Here is a 23,796-nt window from a genome sequence, read left to right on the forward strand (position 1 = left end):
CGATAGCCGAACCGTGCACGCGACGGCACGACCGGCGGGTCACCGGCTGTGGACCGTGATCTCCTGGACGCCGATCTTGTATCTGCCGGAACCGGGCTCGGTCTCCGGCAGGTCGGTGATCCACAGCAGCAGGTACTGGTATTCCTGGCCCGGGGTGAACTGGCTGAAGGAGACGTTCGCCCCCTCGGTTTTCTCGGACGCGTTGCCGATCCGGTTGCTGTACGCCTCGATCAGGTCCTGGTCGCCGCTGCCGGTCGCCGGGAAGTCCCTGGTGCCCCAGCGCAGCTCGGCGGAGACGCCGCTGTCGGAGAACTGCACCTGCACATTGGTGACCTCTCGGGGCTCACCCAGGTTGACCAGGATGCCCATGCCGGGCTTCTGGTTGCCGAAGTTCGACCTGCTCCGGTAGGTCTCGGTCTCCCAGCCCTCGTTCGCGTCGCCGTCGACCACCTTCTCCGCGCCGTCCAGCTCGCTCCGGGTGCCGCCCGGGTCGATAACCCGGACCTGGTCGCCCTTGAGCGCGACCTTGCGGGGGGTGGCGGCCGGCTCGGGATCGCCCGCGACCGCGGGCTGGCTGCTGGCCTGCGTGCTGGGTGCCGGACCGGCCTGGTCGGCGGCCGTGCCTCCGTCGCCGACCAACGCGTTGATGCCGAGCGAGAGCCCGACCAGCGCGACCACGAGCAGGGCGGCGATCCCGATCAGCATCCTGCGGTTGCTCGGCGTCGAGGGGTCGGGACCGCTGTCGTCGCCGGAGGTGAAGCGGAGCGGGCCGCTGTCCAGGTAGTGCTCCTCGGCGGCGGCGTCCAGCCGACCCAGCTCCGCGGCGAGGACGTCCGAGGACGGCACGGCGAGCTGGGCGTCGAGCAGGTCCATGGTGAGGTCGTCGAGGTAGGCGGGGACACCGGCCCGGACCTGACGGGGAGCGGCGATCGTGCCGCTCGCGTCCCGTACCGCGTCCGGTAGCGGCGAGCGGGACCGGCGGGTGGATCCGGCGGTCAGGGACGCCTCGGCGTGCGGCCAGTGGCCGGTCAGCGCGTAGTAGAGGATGCCACCGACCGCCCGTACGTCGGTTTCGGGAGTGTCCGCGCCGTCGGTGCGCGCGTCGGCGAGCACCACCCGGCCGTCGTCGGCGACCATCACCGTGCCCGGGTGCAGGTTGCCGTGCACCATGCCGGTGGCGTGGATGGCGGCGATCGCCCCGGAGACGGCGTGCGCGATGCTGGTGGCCCGTGCCGGGTCGAGCACGCCCTCGGAAATCAGTTCGCGCAGGGAGTGACCGTCGACCCACTCGCGGACGACGTACGCCCGGTCCTCCTCGTCGATCGCGTCGTAGACGCCGACCAGATTGGGGTGGATCACCCGGCTGGCTGCCACCGCAGCCTGGAGCATCTCCTTCGCCGAATCACCACCGGGATAGCGCAGCACGACGGCCACCGGCCGGCGGAGTATGACGTCGACGCCGCGCCACACCTGGCGGCCTGCGCTGTCGTCGTTGATGTGTTCGGCAAGCTCGTACCGCTCGGCCAGGACCTCACCGACGGCGGGCGCACCGAAGGTCATTACGGACGGGGTCGCCTCGTCCGCCTCCTGACCTTCGCCGACCTGGGTCACCCGTCCTCCCTCGGTGATCGTCTCGATCGATGGACCCGTGCTGCTGGGCATCTGGCTTCCCGCTCCGCCTCGAAGGAAATCGGACGGCCACCGGCACTCCTAGCCTAGGCGCTCGCCGCACCCGTCGAGAGCGACCTTACCTGGGTCTGACTGATCCCCGACACGTCAGCTTCCGGCCCTGTGCCGACCCGCTGGGCGGATCTGCCGGGTAGTGCGCTGCATCGCCCGCTCTCAGCCACGGTGATGGCCTGTGCATTTAAGCAATGTATAGGTTAATTTCAACAGTTTGCTACCGGGCCGGTGCGCCTGCCCGCCCGCCACCACCGCCCGGCAGTCCTGTCGTCCGGGGCGTCGGCGTGCATCCGGCGCCTTCCCCTGTGCGCCGGAAGTATGCCCGACGCGCCAGGTCGAGAGCATCGGGGTCCTCGCGGACGAACCGACTCCGCTACCTCCGCCGGGTGATGCCGCCGGGTCATGTCGGGCCGTGACAATTGGTCAGTCGATCCTGACGCGGCGTTGTCCACAGCCCGTGTTCCGTGGCGAGCCGGGACGCGCCAGGTTTTCCACAGGATTGTCCCCAGCCCTTCACCGCCACGGGTTGACGGGATCGGCGGGATCGGCGGGGTCGGCGCTCATCGGCCGAGCCGGCGCCGGACCAGTCCGACCACGTCGGTGATCTCCCGGATCCGTAGCAGCAGTGCCAGCCCGAGGTAGGTGGCGCCGATCGCCGTACCGCCGATCGCCACCTCCAGGAAGCCCAACCAGCGGTTCTCGAGCGCCTCGCCGGGAAGCAGGACGACCACCAGGAGGCCGACCAGGGCCGCGCCGAGGGCGGCCACCAGCACCCGACCGAAGGTGTTGACCACCGCGCCGAGTCCGATCCGGCCGATCCGGGGGCGCAGCAACCAGGCGGAGATCACCGCCGCCGCGACGTACGAGACCGCGTTGCCGAGCATCATCCCGGAAGCGAGCACCGAGGTGGAGAAGGCGACGAAGACCAGCACCTGCACCAGGATCCGGAGCAGGACGACCGGGATGTTGATCAGGGCCGGCATCCGGGTGTCGGGCAACGCCCAGAACGCGAAGGTGAAGACCTGGCTGACCGCGAAGGGAATCAGGGCGAGCGCGGCGACCAGCAGCACCGGGGAGATCGCCCCGGCGTCGCCCCGGGCCGCGCCGTAGTCGAAGAGCGTCACCGCGATCGGCTCGGCAAGCACGGCGTAGCAGACCGCGATCGGTGCGAGCACCGCCGTGACGGTCCGGACCGTACGGGACAGATCAGCCGTCATGTCCCCGAACCGGCCGTCGGCGGCGGCGGCGCTCATCCGGGGCATCAGGGCGGTGATGATCGAAACCGAGATGATGCCGTGCGCCATCATCAGCAGGAGGAAGACGTTGTTGTAGATGGCCGGCCCGGCCGACTCGCCCTCCACCTGGTTGAGGAGGTTGAACAGGACGATCAGGCCGACCGAGTTGACCGCGACGTAGCAGAACATCCAGCCGCCGAGCCGGCCCAGCTCGCGCAGGCCAAGCGCCCGGAAGTCGAACCGCCACCGCCAGCGGAAGCCCACCCGGCGCAGTGCCGGCAGCAGGCCGACGGCCTGGACCACGATCCCGAGCAGGGTTCCGCCACCGAGCAGCAGGATCCGGCCCGGACCCATCTGCGCCGGGTCGATGACCCGGGCGCCGTAGACGGCGATGTAGAGCGCGCAGGCGGCGATGATGACCAGGTTGTTGAGAATCGGCGTCCACATCGGCGCCGCGAAGTGGCCCCGGGTGTTGAGCACGGCGGCGACCAGGGCGCTGAGGCCGGAGAAGAAGATGATCGGCAGCAGCAGGTAGGAGAGCCTGGTGACCAAGCTCTGGTATTCGTCGCCCCGGCCGCCCGCATAGATCTCGGTGAGCAGGGGCGCGGCGGCCATCGCGAAGACCACGGCCACGCCGAGGGCGAAGACCGCCAGGGTGAGCAGGCGCTGCGCGTACGCCTGGCCGCCGTCGCCGTCGAGCTTGCGGCGGCGTACCAGCACCGGCACGAGCACGCTGGTCAGGATGCCGCCGAGCAGGAACTCGTAGACCATCTGCGGGATGATCAACGCGGTGGCGTAGGCGTCGTTGACGGCGAACGCGCCGAGCGCGGCCGTCACCATCAGGGTGCGCAGGAAGCCCGTACCCCGGCTCACCAGGCTGCCGATCGCCATGATCGCGCTGTTGCCGGCGGCGCTGCCGGCGGTCTCCGGCGGCGGGTTCGTGCTCTCGATGATCGGCGCCGTCGAGATCAGCGTGGCGCCGTCCTGGGGCGGCGGGACGCCGTCGGGCATGGCGTTCGCGCTGCGGTACAGCCCGCCAGCCATGTCAGCCTCCCAGGGGTACGGCGGGCAGGGCACCCGCCGGCACTGTTGGAACCATAGTCAACCGGGTCACCGCCGACCGGTGCCGGGCGGTGCGTCGCCGGTGCCGCCCGGCCGGTGCCGGACCGTGCCGACCAGTTCAGTACGCTGGCGATCCCATGTCCGAAACATCCGCCCCGCACGACGCCCGCGCCACGCCGTCCGCCAGCCGGTCGGCCCTGAGCGCTGCCCAGCGCAACGCCGTCGCGGAACTGCTCCGGGTCTCGCCGGTCGCCGACGAGCTGGGCCGGCGCTTCGCCGGGGCCGGCCACGAGCTGCATCTGGTCGGCGGTTCGGTCCGGGACGCCCTGCTCGGCCGGCTCGGCGAGGATCTCGACTTCGCCACCGACGCACATCCGGACGAGACACTCCGGCTGCTGAAGGGGTGGGCCGAGGCGACCTGGGAGACCGGGCGCGAGTTCGGCACGATCGGCGCACAGCGGGCCGGGCTCCGACTGGAGATCACCACCTTCCGGGCCGAGTCGTACGACCAGGTCAGCCGCAACCCGGTCGTGCGGTACGGCGACAACCTCGCCGACGACCTGCGGCGGCGCGACTTCACCGTCAACGCGATGGCGGTCAGCCTGCCCGGCCACGACTTCACCGACCCGTACGGTGGGCTGGCCGACCTCGCCGACCGGGTGATCCGGACCCCGGGGACCCCCGCCGAGTCGTTCGGGGACGACCCGCTGCGGATGCTCCGCGCGGCCCGGTTCGCCGCGCAACTGCGCTTCGCGGTGCATCCCGTCGTCCGGGAGGCGATGCGGGCGATGGCGGCCGACCTCGACCGGATCACCGCGGAGCGGATCCGGGACGAGTTCACCAAGCTGCTCTGCGGAGCCGACGCGGTTACCGGGCTGCGGCTGCTGGTCGACACCGGGCTCGCCGACCGGTTCCTGCCGGAACTCTCCGGGCTGAAGCTGGAAATCGACGAGCACGCGCAGCACAAGGACGTCTACGAGCACACCCTCACCGTGGTGAGCAACGCGATCCGGCTGGAGGAGGGCGGCTGCGACTTCGTACTCCGGATGGCGGCGCTGATGCACGACGTCGGCAAGCCGGCGACCAAGGCGGTCGGACCGGACGGCCGGGTCAGCTTCCACCACCACGAGGTGGTCGGCGCCCGGATGACGAAGCAGCGGATGAAGGCGCTGCGCTATCCCAAGGACGTGATCGGCCAGGTGGTCGGGCTGGTCGGCCTGCACCTGCGGTTCTACGGGTACGGGCGCGGCGAGTGGACCGACTCGGCGGTCCGTCGGTATGTCACCGACGCCGGTGAGCTGCTGCCCCGGCTGCACAAGTTGACGCGTTCCGACTGCACCACCCGGAACCGGCGTAAGGCCGCCGCCCTGGCCGCCGACTACGACGCGCTGGAGGAGCGGATCGCGCGGATCCAGGCGGAGGAGGATCTCGCCCGGGTCCGGCCCGACCTCGACGGCAACGCCATCATGGAGCTGCTCGGCGTACCGCCGGGGCCGATCGTCGGGCGGGCCTGGCGGCACCTGAAGGAGATCCGCCTGGAGCGTGGCCCGCTGGACCGGGACGAGGCCGAGGCAGAGCTGCAGCGCTGGGCCCGGGAGCAGGGCGTCCTGGACTGAACCGGGTCACCCTGTCCCAGGTAGTCGACCAGGCCCGCGGTTCAGCGCAGTGCGGAGCGGGCGGTCGGGGCCAGGCGCAACTGCCGTAGCTCCGTCACGCCGAGACCGGTGAGGCCGGGCAGCACGGTCGCCTGCCAGTGCCGCGACCGGGCCAGCCGGTGCTGGTGGTCGTGCAGGTGGTCGAGACCGGCGAAGCGGGAGAACCAGACGAGGAGGTGCTCGCCGGTCCGGACCGGGAGCGCGGGGAAGGTGTTCTCGGCGTACTCGGTCTCGAAGCGGGCCAGTGGCGCGGCGCCGCTTTCGGCGAGTGCCGGCCGGACCTCCCGGTCGACGTACCCGGTGAGGGCGTCGTCGACCGGCACTCTCCGGTGGCAGAGCGTCACCAGCACGACCGACCCGGGACGCCGGGCGGTCCCGACCGGCGGCCGTGCGGCGGTGTTGGCCCGGAAGCCGTCCCGGGCACCCGTCGGCCGGAGCAGGTGGACGTCGTCAGAGTCGATCATCGTCGCGTTCGCCTCGTCCCGGTGCCGTTGCCAGACCGGACCGCCGTAGAAACGGTGCAGCGCCTCGGCCCGGCGGGGCATGTCGGGAAAACCGCGCAACCAGACGAAGCGATCCGGGTCGTCGATGTCCCGGAACTGCCCGACGACCGCCATCCCCGCCGCCTCCTGCGGCTCGACCAACTCCCGGTCGAAGAGGCCGACCAGCGCGTCCCGCGTGCCGGGGTGCAGGGTGTACTGCCGTAGTTCGACGATCGGGTGCCGGATGCCGTCGGTCATTTCCGCTCCGTCCCCATTATCCGGTCGAGTAGGGCGGCGATCGAGGTGCCCGCCAGTTGGCGGCGGAGCACCGCCTCGACGTCGCCGTAGACGGCTCGCAGCGCCGGTCGGATGCCCCGGCCGACCGGGCACTCCGGGTTGGGCTCGCCCGGGTGCATCGCGAAGATCGGATCGTGTTCGACGGCCGTGTACACGTCGAGCAGGGTGATCCGGTCCGCGGGGCGTGCGAGGCTCCAGCCCGCGCCCGCGCCGCGCCGCACCTCCACCAGGCCGGCCCGATGCAGCTCGCCGAGGCGACGCCGGATGACCACCGGGTTGGTCCGGACGCTCGCCGCGACCTCGTCCGAGGTGAGTACCGGCCGGCCGCGCCGCTGCGCCAGGGCCAGCCACGCCAGCGCGTGCGCGCCGATGGTGAGTCTGCTGTTTGCCGACATCGTGCGGAAGGAACTCCCCGTGCTCGCCATCCGTGGATGTAACAAAGCCTGTTACATCTGTCCGCGGGTTGTCAAGACACGCGCCTCCGCTGCCGGTGGCGTCCGCCGTCGATTAGCGTTCACTGTCTATCGGCAGCGGCAGGAGGTGACCGTGACAGTCCCGGGCGGGGCGGGCAACCGTTCCTTCCTGGTGCCGATCGTGGCGTTGGGCTCGACGCTTGTCGGACTGGTCGTGGCGATCGGGGTCGTCGTGGTGCTTCGCGCCGGTGTGGACGGCGGCGATGGCGGGCGACGCGAACCGGCCGGCACCGGCGCGGCATCACCGACGGCGGAGGGCACGTCGGCACGCGCTGACGCCCGGAGCTGCCTGGTGGGCCGGTGGCGGGTCACGTCGCACACCGAGCAGGTCGACGTGCCCGGGATCGGCGAGCTCAGTTTCACCGGTGCCGGATCGGAACTCTCGCTCGGCGCCGACGGGACCGGGATCGTCGACTACGGCACCGGCACCACCTACCGGAGCGGGTACGCGGGCCGGGACGTCGTACTGGAGCTGCGCGGCACGGTCACCTATCGCTACCAGGTCGCCGGTGACCGGGTCGAACTGGCGGACGTACGCTCCGAGGCCGAGGTGAGGCTCCGGGTCGGCGACGACGCGGCCGGCCCCTGGCGGCACTTCACCGCCTCGTCCGAGCCCTTCGACTACACCTGCACCGGCACCGGACTGACGCATAGGACCCTGGTCTACACCACGTCGTACCTCCGGTCCGGCTGACCACAACGGATCTGCCGGACCGGGGCGGACACGCCGGCGGCCCGCCGCGGAAGCCTGCGCTCCGGGGCCGGGCCGCCGCCGTACCTCCGGTGTCAGCTCTTCGACTCGACCGCCTTGCCGCCGTTGGTGAGCGTGCCGTCGACCACCTGGTCGTCGCCGCCCCGGGCCGCACCGAGCCGGGCGAGCAGCCCGGTCAGGTCGACCCCGGTCAGGTCGCTGCCGAGCTGGAGTCCCTGGGCCACGTTGGCAGCCACCGACTTGGTCAGCGACGACGCACCGTCGGTCGAGATCACCGTGATCTTGTCGATGGCGCCGACCGGAGCGCTCGCTGCCTCGACCACCTGCGGGAGCACCTTGACCAGCAGGTCGAGCACGGCCGCCTCGCCGTACTCCGCGAACGCCTCGGCCTTGCGGGACATCGCCTCCGCCTCGGCCTGGCCCCGGGCCAGGATGGCCGCGGCATCCGCCTGGCCCTCCCGCTCGACCGCCTCGGCGATGGCGGTACGCCGGCGCTGCTCGGCCTCGCCCTCCTTGGCGCCCTCGATCGCGTTCGCCTCGGCCAGCGCCGCCCGGCGGGCCCGCTCGCCCTCACCGGTCAGCCGGGACTGCTCGGCGGCGGCCTGGGCGGCGGCGATGGTGGCCTGCCGCTCGGCGTCGGCGGCGAGCACCGCCGCGTTGCGGGCCGCTTCGGCCTCCTGCTCCACCTTGTACCGTGCCGCGTCGGCCGGCTTGCGAACCTCGGTGTCGAGCTGGCGCTGCTTCAGCTCGGCGTTGCGCTCCGCGACCTTCTGCTGCTCGGTGAGGATCGCCTGGTCCCGCTCGGCCTGGGCGAGCGGACCGGCGGCGGCGGACTGGGCCTTGGCCGCGTCGATCTCGGCCTGGATGCCCGCCTGCTTCAGCGCCAGGTTCCGGTTCGCCTCGGCGATCTTCTCCTCGGCGAGCAGCCGTTCCTGCTCGGCGACCTGCCGGGCCCGCGCCTCGGCGATGGCCGCGTCCTTGAGCACCCGAGCCGCCTCCGGCCGGCCCAGGTCCTGGAGGTAGGAGCCCTCGGCCAGGATGTCCTGGAGCTGGAAGGTGTCCAGCACCAGACCCTGGTTGGTCATCGAGTGCTCGGCCTCCTCGGCGACCGCGCTGGCGAAGGCCGCCCGGTCCCGGATGACCTCCTCGACGGTGAGCCGGCCGACGATCGACCGGAGTGCACCGGCGAGCACCTCGCGGGTGAAGCTGTCGATCTCGTCCTGCTGGTGCAGGAACCGCTGTGCCGCCGCGCGGATCGCGTCCTCGGTGCCGCCGACCTTGACGATGGCGACGCCGTGCAGCTCGGTCCGGATGCCCTGCTTGCTCACCGCACCCTTGATGCTGACGTCGATCCGCCGGCTGGAGAGGTCGAGCGACTGGAGTTTCTGCACCACCGGCAGGACGAAGACCGAGGCACCGAGCACCACCTTCTGCCCGGACATGTCGGTGGAGCGGCTGCCGTCGGCGCCCTGGGTGGTACGGCCCTTGCGGCCGGTCACGATGAAGGCCTCGTTCGGCCCGGCGACCTTGATCCGGGAGAGCACGAAGAGGATGAGGATGAAGACCAGGAGCACTGCTCCGCCGATGGCGACGAGGATCAGCATGACACCGTCCATTTCGGATCGTGTTCTTGACGTGCGCGGTCGACGTGGTGATGGTGTGTGAGGGGTGAATACCGGGCAGGGTGGGCGGCGCCCGACCGGCGGGGTCGGTCCCGGTCGTCAGCTCCGGCCGGGACGCTGGTCTCGGTCAGTAGGCCTCGACCAGGACGCTGGTCTCGGTCAGGGCCTCGACCACGAAGATCTGTGTGCCGAGTGCGATCGGCCGTTCGGATCTGGCGTTGAGCTTCACCGGATGGCCACCCACCCGAACCCGCACCTCGCCGTAGCCGGCCTCCGGAATCGGAGTGACGACCACCCCGAGTGCCCCGACCACGTCGTTGCGGGTCGGGGTGGCATCGGTCCGCATGTTGCGGGCCGCCCGGGAGATCCGGGCCGCGAGCCAACCGGCCGGCACCGCCGCCAGCGCGCCCAGGCCGCCCGCGGCCGCGACCTGGGCCGGACTGTGCCCGCCGAGCACCTCGTTGGCGACGGCTCCGGCGAAGCCGAGTACGCCGGCGAAACCGGCGATCGCCTCCAGGCTGATCGGGCCCTCGACGTCCGGGTTGCCGAGGTGGACCAACTCCGTGCCGAGCAGGGCGAGCGCCAGCACCGCGACACCGGCGCCGCCGATGATGAGGAAGATCAGAGTCCCCGCTGCCACGACTGTAAGGTAACCGGCCCGGGCAACCCGACCGGTGGCCGCCGTCCGACGACGAGGATGTTGGCGTTGACGGCCGGCGTCGGCACCCTGACCGTGATGCCCGGCCAGGCGGCCGCATCCGCCTAGCGTGCCGGTGCGGGGGGATCCGTGCGGAGCTTGACCGCCCGGGTCGCGAAGTAGCCGGGCAGCCAACCGGCGGTCGCGTCCGAGTGGTGTGGCGCCTCGGCGAAACCGACCACGACGAACCCGGCGGCGAGCTGCCCGCCGATCTGCTCGGCCAGCGTGTGGCTGTACTCCAGCGGTACGTCCGCACCCCACACGCGCTCACGTTCCTCCGCCGGGACGTGTGTGAGGTCGCTGTAGGGCAGCCGGTGCCGTACCACCAGTTCGCCCCGCCCCTCCAACGCCTCGTGGTCGAAGAGGTAGACGTCGGGGTTGACGAAACCGCAGAGCAGCACGCCGCCCGGGCGCAGCACCCGGAAGCACTCCCGCCACACCGGGGCGAGTTCGGGGACGAACAGGTTCGAGACCGGATTGAAGATCAGGTCGAAGGAGGAGTCGGCGAAGACGGAGAGGTCGCGCATGTCGCCGAGGACCGTCCGCAGTTCCAGGCCGTCGCGCCGGGCGACCATCTCGTCCTGTTGGAGCTGGCGGGGTGAGTTGTCGAAGACCGTGACCCGGGCACCGGCGGCGGCGAGGATCGGCCCCTGCTGCCCGCCGCCCGATGCCAGGCAGAGTGTCCGCACCCCCACCAGCTCGGCCGGGAACCAGCTCCGGTCCACCGGTTCATAGCCGATCAGTACGACGGACCAGTCACCGGTGCGCGCTCGGGCAATCGTCTCCGCCGAGACCGGGCGCGACCACTCGTTGCCCATCTCGACCTGCCGGTCCCAGGCGGTCCGGTTGTGCAGTACCGGATCGGTGTGCGGCGCGGGATCGAGGTCCATCGCCCCACGCTAGCGGCCGGTGTGGTCCGGCCGCAGCATCCGGACGCCGGCCGGTGGGCGGCGGATCGGGGCCAGGTTCACCGCACCCACCATGGCCGGACGTCCGTGCGACAGTAGCCGCTCGCGATCCGTGAGGGACGGCAGAACCTGCTCCGCGGGCATTGTGCGTACCGGATCGTTACCGATCCTCAGCTGGCAGCGACGACGATCTCGTCGTCACCGGTCAGGCCGGCGGGCAGCTCGGTCCGCTCGATCTCGGTGCCCTTCGTGTCGACGAGTATCGCGGTGAGCCGGCCGGGGCGGACCTTGTCGTCCAGATAGAGCAGCCGGTCGCGGCCGATCCAGCTGACCTGGGCGGTCGGCATCTCCCGCAGTACCTTTCCGGTCTCCACGTGCACGAGTCGGGCGGGTGGAGTCGTGCCGGCCCTCGTGGGCGCATCCCCGCCGGCCCGGTCCGTCCGCACCGGGGCCCGCGGGGTCGGCGCCCCACCCGGAAGCCCTGGCGCGCCACCCGCTACCACCACCAGCGAGCCGTCCGGTGACCAGGCGGACACTCCGGCGACCTCACCTTCGACGCCCAGGGTCCGGGTCGGGATGCCGTCGTCGGCACTGAAGAGCTGCAGCCCGCGCAACGTTAGGCCGGCCACCGTCGACGGGGTGGTGCCTGGATCGGGTCCGTCCAGGGTCACCTCCTTGCCGCTCGGCAGCCAGCTGAAGCGACAGGCGGTACCGCAGGTGAGGGGGAACGCCTTCACCTGATACCGCTGGAGCGGTCCCTCGGTCGCCGTCAACAGCCCGATGGAATAGGCACCGGTCCTCTCGTCGAGAAGAGTGATCAAGAGTCGTCCGCCGTCCGACGACCACTCGGTGGCCAGCACCTTGTTGCCGGTGGGAAACCAGCGCACGTCGCCGGTGCGGATCTGGTAGAGCCCGACCTCGGCCGGGCGACCACTGTGCCGTACCGCCGCGACCATGCCGTGCGGAGCCGCCCGTACCCCGGTGTACTCGGCCGGGATGCTGACGAAGTGGCGCCGGGTGGGGTCGTACACCCAGGTCGGCTCGTTCCGCACCGACGATGCGACGCTGAGCACCAGGGCGCCGCCCGGCAGTGCCACGGGCCCGTCCCGCCAGCCATCCGACCGGTTCGGCGAGGGTGCCGGTGAGGCGGTCGCCGTGGGCACCGCGCCGATCGGGAGGGGCGGTGGCTCCGGGCCGGGCCGGAGCCAGACGTACGGTGCCGCGATGGCGCCGACCGCGACGGCGGCCGCTGCCGCCGCCACCGCCTGCCGCCGCCGTCGCATCCGCCGGCCCTGGACCAGAGCGGTGGCCACGAGGTCCGGCGACTGATGTGGGTTGCCGGCCAATTCGTGTACGGCCTCCCGCAGCAGCCGCTCCGCGCGCTCGCTCATCTGGCCGCCTCCACCCGCTCCGTCAGCTCCGCGAACTCCGGCACGAGTTCCCGGAGTTTGCTCAGTGCCCGGGAGGCCTGGCTGGCCACCGTGCCCGGTCGGCAACCGAGTGCGGCGGCGGTCTGCTCGACGGTCTGGTCCTCCAGGTAGCGCAGTACGAGTACCGCCCGCTGCCGGGGTGGCAGCATCTGCAGCGCGTCGCGCAGCATCAGGCGTACCGCCGTGTCGTGGTCGTGCTCCGCGCCGGCGCCGACCGGCTCCGGCACCTCGGCGTGCGGCACCTCGGCCCGCCGGCCGCGCCGCCGCCAGGCCGACACCTGGTCGTGGTAGAGGATTTGTCGGACGTACGGCTCCGCGTCGCCCCGGATCCGGGGCCACCTGGCGTACGCCTTCGCCAACGCGTTCTGCAACAGGTCCTCGGCGGCGTGGCGGTTACCGGTGAGCGCCTGGGCGGCGCGCAGCAGTGCATCGCCCCGTTCCTGGACGAATGCGGTGAACTCTCGCTCGGACGCCCGGCCCACGACACACCTCCCGATGCCTTCGACGCCGAGGACCGGGAAAAGTTTGCCTCGTCCGATAATCGGGTTGACCAGCGGCTCCGCCGCCGCGTGTCGGTAACCGCGCCGCCCGGTCCGGTGACGTTCCGGTTCCGCGGGGCCCCGATCCGTCACCAGCTCGTGCTCGTGGGAGGGTGGTGACGGACCGGGACCGCCGGATGACGGCTCAGACGCCTGCGGGGACGCGTTCCGGTTCGGGGTCCGCCAGGTGCCGGCGCAGCCGCTCGCCCTCGATGTCGACGTTCGGCAACAGCCTCGACAGCCAGCCCGGGAGCCACCAGGCACTCCGGCCGAGCAGCGAGATCACCGCCGGCACGATCGTCATCCGGACCACGAAGGCGTCGATCGCCACCCCGATCGCGAGGGCGAAGCCCATCGACTTGATCACCGGGTCGTCGAGCAGGACGAATCCGGCGAAGACCGAGGTCATGATCAGTGCGGCGGCGGTCACCACCCGGGCGCCGTGCCCCATCCCGTTGACGGTGGCCTGGGTCGGGGTGTCCCCGTGCACGAAGTCCTCCCGCATCCTGGAGACCAGGAACACCTCGTAGTCCATCGCGAGCCCGAAGAGGATGCCGATCAGCAGGATCGGCAGGAAGCTGACCAGCGGCCCCGGGGTGTCCAGCCCGACCAGGTCACTGAGGTGACCCTGCTGGAAGACCAGCACGGTGAGCCCGAAGGTGGCACCGACGGTGAGCAGGAAGCCGAGTGCCGCCTTCAGCGGCACCAGCAGCGACCGGAAGACCAGCATCAGCAGCAGCACCGAGAGGCCCACCACGAGCAGCAGATACCACGGCATCGCGCCGGCGAGTTTCGCCGAGACGTCGATCCCGACCGCCGTCTGGCCGGTCAGCGCGACCTCGGTGCCATCGGTACCGTCGATCGGCTCGACCCTGTCCCGGATCTGCTGCACCAGCGTCTCGGTGGCCGGGTCGGTCGGGCCGGTCGTCGGGATCACCGCCAGCAGCATGGTGAGCCCGTCCCGGCTCGGGTTCGGCGGGCTGACCGCGAGCAGGTTCTCGGTGCCCTGGAGGGCGGCGGTGACCTCCTGGGCGACCGTGGCGGTCCGCTGGGCCGAGTCACTGGAGACCACCAGCGCGAGGCGGTTGTTGAAACCGGGCCCGAACCCCTCGGTGATCAGGTCGGCGGCTTCGCGCTCCGGCGTACCGTGCGGCGCGGTGCCGTGGTCCGGCAGCGCGACCCGCATGTCGGCGGCGGGCAGTGCCAGCGCGCCGAGGCCGAGGACCGCGACGAGGATCAGCGGTATCCGCAGCCGGATGACCAGGCGGGCCCAGCGGAACCCGAAACCCTCGGCGCCGGCCGCCGACGCCACGGCCGGCCCGCTCCGGCGCAGCCGGCGGGGCAGCATCCGCGGCCCGGCGAAGCCGAGCAGCGCGGGCAGCAGCGTCAACGCCACGAGTACGGCGACCGCCACGGTCCCGGCCGCGGCCAGACCCATGATCGTCAGAAAGGGGATGTCGACCACGGCCAGTCCGGCGAGCGCGATGATCACGGTGACCCCGGCGAAGAGCACCGCCGAGCCGGCCGTGCCGATCGCCCGGCCGGCCGCCTCCTCGGGCGCGAGATCCTCCAGCAGGTTCTGCCGGTAGCGGGAGGTGATGAAGAGCGAGTAGTCGATCCCGACCGCGAGGCCGAGCATCAGGGCGAGCACGGGTGCGGTGCTGGTCAGCGCGACGGTGCTGCTCAGCGCGTACAGCCCGGCCATGCCGGCGGCGACCCCGATCAGCGCGTTGAGCATGGTCATCCCGGCGGCGACCAGCGAGCCCAGCGTCACGACCAGCACCACCAGTGCGACCAGTACGCCGATGCCCTCGGTGGAGCCGATCTCGGGCACGCTGGACATCACCTCGCCACCGTGTTCGACCCGCAGGCCGGCCGCCGTCGCCGCCGCGCCGCTCTCCTCGTACGCCTCACGCTGCTCGTCGGTGACCTCGTCCGCCTGCTCGGCGAACTGGACCTGGATGAGCGCGTATCGGCCGTCCTGGGAAACCGCACCGGTGGTGAAGGGATCGAGCGCGCCGACCGTGCCGGGCAGCGCACCGGCCTCGCCCACCAGCTCGGCGACTGCCGCCTGGTGCTGTGGCGTGCCGAGCTGCTGCCCCTCGGGCGCGGCGACCACGATGGTGCCGGTCGCGCCGCTCGCCTCCGGGAACTCCCGCTTCAACGCGTCGATCGCGCGCTGTGACTCGGTGCCGGGGATGGTGAAGTTCGTCGACGTCGGGCCCATGAACGCCACCGCCGCCCCGCCGAGCGCGGCCAGCAGGACGAGCCAGAGGACCACCACGAGCCGGCGGCGCCGGAACGAGGCCCGGCCTAGTCGGTAGAGGAGTGTCGCCATGTCCGTCGCTTCCTTGGTCGTCGTAATCCGTGCCCCGGCGGGACAGGGGGTGGTGGTCCGTGCTCAGGTGTCGGGGCGGAGCGCGCGGCGGGCCACCCGGACCAGCGCCGCGCGGAGTTCGGCCGCGTCGTCGTCGGGACAGTCGATGACGACCGCCGATATCCCGGCGAGCAGGACCCGGGCGGCGATCTCGTCCGCCGGGTCTGCCGACCGGCCGGCAAAGGCGGCGACCAGCCGGGCGGTCGCCGGTTGCAGGTCGGCGAAGATGGGATGGTCGAGCAGGTACGGCAGGTCGTGGTAGATGAGCGCGACCTCCCGTCGGTACGCCACCACCAGGTCGACGAAGCCGTCGATGGCGGCCTCCCGGGCGGCGTCGGCGTCGAGCGCACCGAGCCGGGCGTCGAGGTGGGCGAGATCCTGGGCGGCGGGTGCGACCAGGGCGAGGAGGATGGCCTCCTTGCTGTCGAAGTGGTAGAGCAGGGTCGCCTTCGAGCAGCCCACCTCGACCGCGATGTCGTGCAGGGACGTGCCCTTGAAACCCGCGTGTGCGAACTGCCCTGCCGCGACGGCCAGGATCTCCTCGCGTGTCCTGCCGCGTGCCATCCCGCTCACCTCCGTGCCCCAGCCTGCCTGACCGATCGGTCAGGAACTAACCGATCGGTCAGAATGTGAGCCGGTTAACTGAGCATCCCTCGCGTCGGACCGGGTCGGCTCCCGTGATCGGGGAGCGTTCTACCCGTGGAAGCGAGCAGGACGCTCCCCAATCACGGGTGCGGCCGTGAGGAGGTGGAGGTGCGGGTGCGTCGCCGGGGCAGCGGGGCAGCGGCCGGGCCGGTGGGGTGGAGAATGGGTGGATGCGCTGGGGTGTGCTCGACTCCCCGATCGGGGAGCTCTCCGTCGCGGTCGACGGTGTCGGCGTCTGCGGCGTGCGCTTCGGGCCGGTGGAGGATGCGATGCCGGTCACCGCGCCGTCCCGGGCGGCCGATCCGGAGGCGGCCGGGCTGGCGGCGGCGGTCGCGCAACTGCGGGCGTACTTTGCCGGCGAGCTGACCGAATTCGGCGTGCCGCTCTCGGTACGTCGGGGCTCCGAGTTCGAGCGGGCGGTCTGGACCGAGATGTCCAAGATCCCGTACGGCGAGACGCGCACCTACGGTGAGGTGGCGACGATCCTGGGTGACCCGGGAGCGGCGCGGGCGGTCGGGGTGGCCTGCAACCGCAACCCGATCCCGGTGATCGTGCCCTGTCACCGGATCGTCGGTGCCGGCGGCAAACTCGTCGGGTTCGGTGGTGGTCTCCCCCGGAAACGGAAGCTGCTGGAGTTGGAGGCGCGGGTCGCCTTCCCACTCGCCTGGGGCTGATCCCCGGGCAGACGGCAGCGGGGCCGCACCAGATCGGTCGGCCCCGCTGCCCGTAGCACGGGGTTCAGCGCTCGATGGTGCCCGCGATGAAGTCCTCGACGGCCTGGTGGGCGTCGTGGTCGGCGTACTGCTGCGGCGGCGACTTCATGAAGTAGCTCGACGCGGAGAGGATCGGCCCGCCGATGCCCCGGTCGAGGGCGATCTTCGCCGCCCGGACCGCGTCGATGATGACGCCGGCCGAGTTGGGGGAGTCCCAGACCTCGAGCTTCAGCTCGGCGTTGAGCGGGACGTCGCCGAAGGAGCGCCCCTCCAACCGGATGTACGCCCACTTGCGGTCGTCCAGCCACGGCACGTGGTCCGACGGCCCGATGTGCACGTCGCCCTTGTTGATCTCGTGCGGGATCTGCGAGGTGACCGACTGGGTCTTGGAGATCTTCTTGGAGACCAGGCGGCTGCGCTCCAGCATGTTCATGAAGTCCATGTTGCCGCCGAAGTTGAGCTGGTAGGTGCGGAGCAGCTCGACTCCCCGGTCCTCGAAGAGCTTGGCCAGCGCCCGGTGCACGATGGTGGCGCCGACCTGGCTCTTGATGTCGTCGCCGACGATCGGCAGCCCGGCGTCGGTGAACTTCTGCGCCCACTCCGGGTCGGAGGCGATGAAGACCGGCAGCGCGTTGACGAAGGCGCAGCCCGCCTCGATCGCGGCGGAGGCGTAGAACTTGGCGGCCGCCTCCGAGCCGACCGGCAGGTAGCAGACCACCACGTCGACCCGGGCCTCGCGCAGCGCCGCGACGACGTCGGCCGGCTCGCGGTCGGACTCCTCGACGATCTCCCGGTAGTACTGGCCCAGCCCGTCGAGGGTCGGACCGCGCTGCACGAGGACGCCGGTCGGCGCCACGTCACAGAGCTTGATGGTGTTGTTCTCGCTGGCGACGATCGCCTCCGCGAGGTCCATGCCCACCTTCTTGGCATCGACGTCGAACGCCGCGACGAACTCCACGTCCGAGACGTGGTAGTCGCCGAAGGTGACGTGCATGAGACCCGGGACGCGGTCACCCGGGTCGGCGTTGCGGTAGTACTCGACGCCCTGGACCAGGGACGAGGCGCAGTTACCCACACCGACGATGGCGACGCGGACGGAGCCCATCGCGTTTGCCTCCTTTGTGTTCATCACGGCCGCTCCTACTCGTTCCTGGACTTCCCAGGCGGAGGCGGGATCTTTTCTTCTGACGGACCCGGGGCGGTGCCCGGGGTGGACCCATCCGGGGTCCGGCCGGAGCGCTCGTTGGCGATGAGCTCCTCCAGCCAGCGGACCTCGCGCTCGCAGGCGTCGAGGCCGTGACGCTGAAGCTCGAGCGTGTACGCGTCGAGCCGTTCGGCCGCCCGGCTCAACACGTCGCGCAGGCCCTCACGACGCTCCTCCACCCTGCGGCGCCGGCCCTCGAGGATCCGGAGCCGGGTCGCCCGGTCGGTACGCGCGAAGAACGCGAAGTGCACACCGAACCCGGTGTCCTCGTAACTCTCTGGACCGGTCTGGGCGATCAGTTCGGCGAACCGTTCCTTGCCCTCCGCGGTGATTTTGTAGACGACCCGCCCTCGACGGCTGGTCAACGCGGGGATCTCCTCCGCGCCGGCCGGTGTCTCGGCCGCCTCGGTGATCCAGCCGGCGGCCTGCAACCGACGCAGGGTCGGATAGAGCGAGCCGTAGCTGATCGCCGCCCGGATCGCCCCGAGCTTGGCGGCGAGTTCCTTGCGGAGCTCGTAGCCGTGCATCGGGGACTCCTGCAGGAGGCCGAGAATGGCGAGCTCAAGCATGCGCGCCCCTTCCCTGTCTCCCGCCCGGACCTCCCGAGGCTGCCCGCCGTTGGGAGCCCGTTCACCGGCTCGATGTATCGGGCCGATACATCGCACGGTAGACCCTCCGGAGCAACCGCGCAAACCCCTCAGCGGAGAGGGTTGATCACAGTGCGTAAGGGCGGTCGCCTCGTCCGGCCGGACCCAGTACTCTTCTGCCCATGCGTTCGCAGCGCCAGGTCGTCGACTACTCGCTACAGAAGCGAGCGCTGCTGCGTGAGGTGCATTCGGGTCGGGTCGGGACCTACGAGGTCTGCGACGCCTCGCCGTATCTCAAGAACGCTGCCCGGTTCCACGGCGAGCCGACCGAGACGCTCTGTCCGGTCTGCCGGCGCGAAAATCTGACCCACGTCAACTACATTTACGGCGATGAACTCAAGCAGTCGGCCGGCCAGGCGCGCACCCGAGCGGAGCTGTCGGTGCTGGCGATGACCCTGCGTGAGTTCCAGGTCTACGTGGTGGAGGTGTGCCGCGGCTGTGACTGGAACCATCTCGTCGAGCAGTTCCTGCTCGGCCGGGACGGCGTCTCCGGTGACGAGGGCCTCGGTGTCGACACCGGGTCCGCCGCCGGCGCGGCCGCGTCCGCGTCCGCGACGGGCCCCGCGGTCAGACGAAGGCGCGAGGCGCGCCGGTGACCCTGACTCGCCCCCCGGCCCACGGGAACTTCCTCCGCCGACGGGACGAGTTCTTCTCAGCAAACCGGATAAGTCCGGTTTTTTCCGAAATCGCGCTATCCGGACATCGGCAGAACCCGTGTCCGGCGGGGCGTGTTCCAGCTCACGGCAACCCGGTGGTGGCGCGAGTGGCCATCATCGCGACCGGCAGGGTGTGACAAATGAACTCGTACGGCGATCCTAGTTCCGCGCGCGGTCGGGCCCAGTACCCGGGCGCGGACGGCGACCACGGAGCAGCGGACGATCCATACCAGCGCCCGTCCCGGGACGACCCGGGAGCCGCCCGCCGCTCCTCCGACGGTGCCCGGAGCGGCTGGCCCGCCAACAGCGGCCGGGCCGGTGGGGCATCGGGCCGGGCCTCGGCCGGCCGGGCCACACCGCCGGGTCGGGCCTCCGTGGACGGTGGCTGGGCCGCGCCCGTCTCGCCCGCCTCCGGGTCGGCCTCGGTCGGGTCCGCCGGCCCGGGGCGGGCCCGCGTCGGCGGCCGGGCCGGGGTCGGCAGCGCGTCGGCGCCCGACGCACCGGGCTCGGGCGGCGGCTACGGCGCCGGACGGGCCTCCAGCGGACGGGCCAGCGTAGGCAGCGCCTCGGTGAGCGGCAGCGCCTCGGTCAGTGGCGGCGGCGCGAACGGCGCCGCCGGCCGGGCGCGGGTCGGCCGGGCGGTCGTACCCGTCTCGCCGGCCGGTCCCGGTGGGCCGGACGACCCGGCCGGACCGGGGGGTCGGCGGGGCCGTCGCGGTGCCCTCGACCCGGCGGCCGCGAAGCGGGCCAAGAAGCGCAAGCGGATGAACCTGCTGATCGCCGGCTTCGCCGTGCTGATCATGCTCACCGGCGGCGGGGTGGTGGCCGGGACGTGGTATTCGACGAGTGTCCCGATGCCGGACCAGCTCCCGCTGCCGCTGGCGACCACCGTCTACGCGGCGAACAAGAAGACGGTCATCGCCAAGCTCGGTGACGAGAACCGGCAGATCGTCACGATCAAGCAGATCCCGGTGGAGGTGCAGCGGGCCGTCGCCTCGGCCGAGGACCGGAACTTCTACAGCCACGACGGTGTGGACTACGTCGGCATCGCCCGGGCCGCCTGGAACAACTTCACCGGCGGCAGCAAGCAGGGTGCCTCCACCATCACCCAGCAGTACGCCCGCAACGCGTACGACGACCTCCAGGACGACAGCTACCAGCGCAAGGTCAAGGAAGCGATCCTCGCCTCGAAGCTGAACGACCAGTTCAGCAAGGACGAGATCATGCAGCACTACCTCAACACGATCTACTTCGGCCGGGGTGCGTACGGCATCGAGATCGCGGCGCAGACCTACTTCGGCAAGCCGGCGGCGAAGCTCAGCGTCGCCGAGGGCGCGGTGCTGGCGGCGGTGATCAAACAGCCGCAGATCGACAAGGCGACCGGGCACAAGGGCTACGACCCGGCGGACAACCCCGAGGACGCGAAGGCGCGCTGGGACTACGTCCTCGACGGCATGGTCGAGAAGGGCTGGCTGGCGGCGGAGGAGCGGGCCAAGCTCACCTACCCCAAGGTGCTGGCGCGCAAGAGCGCCAACGAGGCCTTCGGGGTGAAGACCCCGGCCGGCAACGTGGTCAACTACGTCAAGCTGGAGATGGCCGAGCGCGGCCTCTGCACCCTCGGTCCGGCCGCCAACGGGAAGTCCAACTGCTCGGACGCGCTCCGCGACGAGGGTTACAAGATCACCACCACCATCGACTGGGACATGCAGAAGGCGGCCGAGGCCGCGGCCCAGCGCAAGAAGGGCTCGGAGATCTACGACCAGCCCAAGAACCTGATGGCCGCGCTGGTCGCCGTCGACCCGAAGAACGGTGAGGTACGCGCCTACTATGGCGGCGACAGCGGTGCAGACTACGACTACGCCGGCCTGAACACCGACTCCGCCGGCACCATCAGCGGCGGTCACCCGCCGGGGTCGAGCTTCAAGGTCTACACCCTGGCCGCCGGGATCGCGGAGGACGTCTCGATCGAGTCGATCTGGGACGCCCGGCCGTTCACGGTGAAGGACACCGAGATCAAGGTGCAGAACGCGGGCCGCGACGTGCGGCAGAGCTGCGACCAGTCCTGCACCCTGAAGGAATCAACGATCAAGTCGTACAACGTGCCCTTCTACCACCTGACCGAGAAGATCGGCGCGGAGAAGGTCCTGGCGATGGCCCGGCAGGCCGGCATCCGGACGATGTGGGAGACGAAGGACATCCCGCCGAAGTGGCACGACCTGACCAAGGAGAAGCCCGAGGAGCTGGCGCCGGATCCGTTCTTCAACGTGGTGGCCTACGGGCAGTACCCGATAACGGTGCTCGACCACGCCAACGGGCTTGCCACGCTCGCCAACGGCGGCGTCTACAACAAGGCCCACTTCGTCAAGACCATCGAGCAGCAGGACCCGGACACCGGCCAGTGGAAGAAGATCGGTGGCGCGAAGCTCGACCCCAAGCAGCGGATCGCGAAGGACGTCGCCGACCAGGTCACCTCGGTGCTGAAGAACATCCCGAAGGTGAGCAACGCCAACCTGCAGGGCCGGGAAGAGGCCGGCAAGACCGGCACCTGGGAATACGACAAGACCGAGTTCAACGCGCACGCCTGGATGGTCGGCTACACCCCGCAGTTGGCGACCGCGGTCTGGGTCGGCAGCAAGGACTCCAAGAAGCCCGAGATCAAGGACAAGAACAACAAGAACATCGGCGGCAGCGGGCTGCCGGCCGACATCTGGCAGCGCTTCATGGGTGACGCCCTCAAGGACGCGCCGGCGCTTCCCCTGCCGGACGCCCGGGAGATGGGCGACAAGGAGGCGGGCAACGGCAAGAAGAAGGTGGAGCCGCCACCTCCGCCGCCCGGTGGTGGCAACGGCGGCCCCGGCGGCGGCAACCCGGGTGACAACCCCTTCTGCCAGGGCCCGAACCCGAACCCGCTGCTCTGCCCCGGCGGAGGTAACCCCGGCGGAGGTAACCCTGGCGGAGGTAACCCCGGCGGCGGTAATCCGGACGTCCCACCGGGTGAGGATGACGGTGGTGGTGGCGGCAACGGCCGGGGTGGTGGTGGCTAGCCGTCCGGCGGTGCCCCGCGTACCCGGAAACTGAGACAGCTCGATCGATGCGGCCGGCGGCCGGGTCCCGCGACCCGGCCGCCGGCCGCGTTTCCGACTTCCCGCGCCGACACGGTGGACCGGGGGGACGGAACCCCGTCCGGTACGGCAGGATGCCTGTTCATGAGCGCGCAGTCGCCGGCTGGCATCGACGAACCTGAAAACGCCGACCACCCGTCCCGGTCGGACGGCTTCGTCCGGGGGCTCTCCGAGGTGATCGGCGGCCCGCTGGGCGAGCACGCCAGCGGGGCGAACCGGCGGGGCACCCAGGCCAGCGGCCGGTTCTGGACCGCCGCCCGGATCGTGCTGGCGCTGACCTGCCTCACCCTCGCCCTGCACTGGGTGCAGAAGTCGCCCTGCCAGGACGGCGCCTGGCAGAACAACATCCAGTACACCCGGTTCTGCTACACCGACGTCCTGGCGCTGTACTACGCCGAAGGGCTGCACGAGGGCAAGGTGCCCTACCGGGACCACCCCGTCGAATATCCGGTGGTCACCGGCTACTTCATGGGCGCGCTCGGCCTACCGGTGCACAACATCGGCGCGGACCGGCCGGAGATCAACCAGGCGCAGTGGTTCTACAACCTCAACGTGCTGGTCCTCGGAGCGCTCGCGGTGGCCACCGTGGCGATGATCCTGGCACTGCGCCGCCGCCGGCCGTGGGACGCCGCGATGTTCGCACTCTCCCCCGCGCTGCTGGTCACCGCCACCGTCAACTGGGACCTGCTCGCCATCGGGCTCGCCGCGATCGGCATGTACGCCTGGGCGAAACGACAACCCCTGGCCGCCGGGATCCTGCTCGGGCTCGCCACCTCGGCCAAACTCTGGCCCCTCTTCGTGCTCTGGCCACTCTTCCTGCTCGGGCTGCGTACCGCCCGGGTCAGGGAGATGATGGTGACGATCGGTTCGGCGATCGTCACCATCGTGGCGGTCAACCTGCCGATGGCGATCCTCTATCCGGAAAACTGGCGCCGCTTCTTCGACCTCAACAGCGAACGGGCGATCGACTGGGGCACCCTCTGGTACATCGGTCGCTACCTGGACTCCAAGTGGAACAGCGGCAGTCCCGGCGACCGGGGGCCGTTCCAGTGGCTCAGCGACAACATCCCGACCCTGAACACCCTCTCGTACGCCCTGATCACCCTCGCCTTCCTCGGCATCGGTGCGCTGGCGCTCTTCGCGCGTCGCCGCCCCCGACTGGCCGCGCTGGTCTTCCTGATGGTCGCGGCGTTCCTGATCTTCAGCAAGGTCTGGTCGCAGCAGTTCAACCTCTGGCTGCTGCCGCTGGTGGTGCTCGCCCGGCCGCGCTGGGGCGCCTTCCTCGCCTGGCAGATCGCCGAGGTCGGCTACTTCCTCGCCTTCTACGGCGAACTGCTGGTCGCCGGTGGGAAGCAGGTCTTCCCGGAGGGCGTCTTCGTGCTCGCCGCCACGTTCCGGCTGACCACCGTCGCGGTGCTCTGCGTGCTGATCATCCGGGAGATCCTGCATCCCGAGCGCGACCCGGTCCGGAGCACCTATCCCGACGACCCCGACGGCGGCGTCTACGACGGCGCGCAGGACGCGGGATGGCTGCGCCGCATCCGGGGCCGGCCCGCACCGGACCCGGCACCCGCCGCCAGCGTCTGAACGGCTTCCGGCGGCTCCGGGATGGCTGTCCAGGCGGGGACGGCGATCGA

The 23,796-nt window shown here is 71.1% G+C and carries 19 protein-coding genes; 6 read left to right on the plus strand and 13 right to left on the minus strand.

What is annotated here, in order from left to right; translation table 11 throughout:
* Positions 1 to 39: 39 nt before the first annotated feature.
* Both ACN28C_RS05620 and murJ read right to left on the minus strand, forming a co-directional pair.
* The gene (locus ACN28C_RS05620; RefSeq protein ID WP_422772501.1) at positions 40 to 1,662 is read right to left on the minus strand and encodes a protein kinase family protein; all 1,623 of its coding nucleotides are present in this window, start codon (positions 1,660 to 1,662) and stop codon (positions 40 to 42) included.
* Positions 1,663 to 2,243: 581 nt separating this feature from the next.
* The gene (gene murJ / locus ACN28C_RS05625; protein ID WP_422772502.1) at positions 2,244 to 3,962 is read right to left on the minus strand and encodes a murein biosynthesis integral membrane protein MurJ; all 1,719 of its coding nucleotides are present in this window, start codon (positions 3,960 to 3,962) and stop codon (positions 2,244 to 2,246) included.
* 155 nt (positions 3,963 to 4,117) lie between these two features.
* Between murJ and ACN28C_RS05630 the strand changes: the two genes are divergently transcribed.
* Positions 4,118 to 5,596, plus strand: coding sequence for a CCA tRNA nucleotidyltransferase (locus ACN28C_RS05630; RefSeq protein WP_422772503.1), 1,479 nt, complete (start codon positions 4,118 to 4,120; stop codon positions 5,594 to 5,596).
* A gap of 41 nt (positions 5,597 to 5,637) precedes the next feature.
* Here ACN28C_RS05630 and ACN28C_RS05635 read toward each other — a convergent pair whose 3' ends face one another.
* The gene (locus ACN28C_RS05635) at positions 5,638 to 6,375 is read right to left on the minus strand and encodes an NIPSNAP family protein (protein WP_422772504.1); all 738 of its coding nucleotides are present in this window, start codon (positions 6,373 to 6,375) and stop codon (positions 5,638 to 5,640) included.
* Positions 6,372 to 6,839, minus strand: coding sequence for an Rrf2 family transcriptional regulator (locus ACN28C_RS05640; protein WP_422772505.1), 468 nt, complete (start codon positions 6,837 to 6,839; stop codon positions 6,372 to 6,374). Before ACN28C_RS05640 ends, ACN28C_RS05635 begins: the two co-directional genes overlap by 4 nt.
* Positions 6,840 to 6,960: 121 nt before the next feature.
* On the opposite strand from ACN28C_RS05640, the gene ACN28C_RS05645 reads away from it, so the two are divergent.
* Complete coding sequence (locus tag ACN28C_RS05645; protein ID WP_422772506.1) at positions 6,961 to 7,581, plus strand: hypothetical protein; 621 nt, start codon at positions 6,961 to 6,963, stop codon at positions 7,579 to 7,581.
* A gap of 92 nt (positions 7,582 to 7,673) precedes the next feature.
* Here ACN28C_RS05645 and ACN28C_RS05650 read toward each other — a convergent pair whose 3' ends face one another.
* From ACN28C_RS05650 to ACN28C_RS05680, 7 genes are all read right to left on the minus strand, one after another.
* Positions 7,674 to 9,203, minus strand: coding sequence for a flotillin family protein (locus ACN28C_RS05650; protein WP_422772507.1), 1,530 nt, complete (start codon positions 9,201 to 9,203; stop codon positions 7,674 to 7,676).
* Between the two features lie 145 nt (positions 9,204 to 9,348).
* A complete protein-coding gene (locus ACN28C_RS05655) occupies positions 9,349 to 9,861 on the minus strand; it encodes a hypothetical protein (protein WP_422772508.1) in 513 nt (170 codons plus the stop codon).
* A gap of 122 nt (positions 9,862 to 9,983) precedes the next feature.
* Positions 9,984 to 10,808 carry a class I SAM-dependent methyltransferase gene (locus tag ACN28C_RS05660; RefSeq protein WP_422772509.1) on the minus strand — a complete coding sequence of 275 codons (825 nt, stop codon included), beginning with the start codon at positions 10,806 to 10,808 and terminating at the stop codon, positions 9,984 to 9,986.
* Between the two features lie 188 nt (positions 10,809 to 10,996).
* Positions 10,997 to 12,217, minus strand: a complete 1,221-nt coding sequence (locus ACN28C_RS05665) for a hypothetical protein (protein ID WP_422772510.1) — start codon at positions 12,215 to 12,217, stop codon at positions 10,997 to 10,999.
* Positions 12,214 to 12,738: a SigE family RNA polymerase sigma factor gene (locus tag ACN28C_RS05670; protein WP_422772511.1), complete on the minus strand. Its 525-nt coding sequence runs from the start codon at positions 12,736 to 12,738 to the stop codon at positions 12,214 to 12,216. Before ACN28C_RS05670 ends, ACN28C_RS05665 begins: the two co-directional genes overlap by 4 nt.
* A gap of 202 nt (positions 12,739 to 12,940) precedes the next feature.
* Positions 12,941 to 15,133: an MMPL family transporter gene (locus tag ACN28C_RS05675; RefSeq protein WP_422772512.1), complete on the minus strand. Its 2,193-nt coding sequence runs from the start codon at positions 15,131 to 15,133 to the stop codon at positions 12,941 to 12,943.
* A 63-nt stretch (positions 15,134 to 15,196) separates the two neighbouring features.
* Positions 15,197 to 15,736 carry a TetR/AcrR family transcriptional regulator gene (locus ACN28C_RS05680; RefSeq protein WP_422772513.1) on the minus strand — a complete coding sequence of 180 codons (540 nt, stop codon included), beginning with the start codon at positions 15,734 to 15,736 and terminating at the stop codon, positions 15,197 to 15,199.
* Between the two features lie 251 nt (positions 15,737 to 15,987).
* On the opposite strand from ACN28C_RS05680, the gene ACN28C_RS05685 reads away from it, so the two are divergent.
* Positions 15,988 to 16,491, plus strand: a complete 504-nt coding sequence (locus ACN28C_RS05685; protein WP_422772514.1) for a methylated-DNA--[protein]-cysteine S-methyltransferase — start codon at positions 15,988 to 15,990, stop codon at positions 16,489 to 16,491.
* Positions 16,492 to 16,555: 64 nt separating this feature from the next.
* Here ACN28C_RS05685 and ACN28C_RS05690 read toward each other — a convergent pair whose 3' ends face one another.
* Positions 16,556 to 17,635 (minus strand): inositol-3-phosphate synthase, encoded by a 1,080-nt coding sequence (locus ACN28C_RS05690; RefSeq protein ID WP_422774541.1) that lies wholly within the window; start codon positions 17,633 to 17,635, stop codon positions 16,556 to 16,558.
* A gap of 35 nt (positions 17,636 to 17,670) precedes the next feature.
* Positions 17,671 to 18,303: a PadR family transcriptional regulator gene (locus ACN28C_RS05695; RefSeq protein WP_421496221.1), complete on the minus strand. Its 633-nt coding sequence runs from the start codon at positions 18,301 to 18,303 to the stop codon at positions 17,671 to 17,673.
* 200 nt (positions 18,304 to 18,503) lie between these two features.
* Between ACN28C_RS05695 and ACN28C_RS05700 the strand changes: the two genes are divergently transcribed.
* From ACN28C_RS05700 to ACN28C_RS05710, 3 genes are all read left to right on the plus strand, one after another.
* Positions 18,504 to 18,977 (plus strand): DUF5318 domain-containing protein, encoded by a 474-nt coding sequence (locus ACN28C_RS05700; RefSeq protein ID WP_422772515.1) that lies wholly within the window; start codon positions 18,504 to 18,506, stop codon positions 18,975 to 18,977.
* Positions 18,978 to 19,177: 200 nt separating this feature from the next.
* The gene (locus ACN28C_RS05705; protein WP_422772516.1) at positions 19,178 to 22,081 is read left to right on the plus strand and encodes a transglycosylase domain-containing protein; all 2,904 of its coding nucleotides are present in this window, start codon (positions 19,178 to 19,180) and stop codon (positions 22,079 to 22,081) included.
* A gap of 162 nt (positions 22,082 to 22,243) precedes the next feature.
* Positions 22,244 to 23,746: a glycosyltransferase family 87 protein gene (locus tag ACN28C_RS05710; RefSeq protein ID WP_422772517.1), complete on the plus strand. Its 1,503-nt coding sequence runs from the start codon at positions 22,244 to 22,246 to the stop codon at positions 23,744 to 23,746.
* Positions 23,747 to 23,796: the final 50 nt, after the last annotated feature.

Origin of the sequence: Plantactinospora sp. WMMC1484, from assembly GCF_049315195.1 — a bacterium.
GTDB lineage: Bacteria > Actinomycetota > Actinomycetes > Mycobacteriales > Micromonosporaceae > Plantactinospora.